We start from the raw sequence: 354 nt of genomic DNA on the forward strand, positions 1-354 counted from the left end.
CCACCGTGGACAGCGCCTGGGGCCTGACCCTCGACACCAACTGGGGCGGCGCGGCCGGGCCGGCCGACACCGGCGAGGCCGGATTTGAATACGTGGTGGAAAACAGCGCCCCCGGGCCCCAGCTCGTGGTCTGCCATCAGGCCTTCATCAACACCGGCCGGGAGAACCGCTACGTGGTGCGCTACCGCTTCGACGACGAACCGTTTGTGGACGCGGCCCGGATTGTCGGGCCGACGGGCGAGGTGGATATGGGATTTGTGGCCGAGCGCCGGGAGCCGGTATTCGCGCCTGACGGTGCGGGTGGAGATGGCCCTTGCGCCCTATACGGCGGATTTTGCCGGCGGCCAACCAGTC

Annotated in this window: 1 protein-coding gene; it reads left to right on the forward strand. The window is 68.9% G+C overall.

The window, feature by feature from the left end; all coding sequences use genetic code 11:
* A partial coding sequence (locus DSOL_RS28350; protein WP_170871644.1) for a hypothetical protein occupies positions 1-354 on the forward strand: 354 nt, incomplete at both ends.

The sequence above is a fragment of the Desulfosporosinus metallidurans genome (assembly GCF_001936615.1).
GTDB classification, from domain to species: Bacteria; Bacillota; Desulfitobacteriia; order Desulfitobacteriales; family Desulfitobacteriaceae; genus Desulfosporosinus; species Desulfosporosinus metallidurans.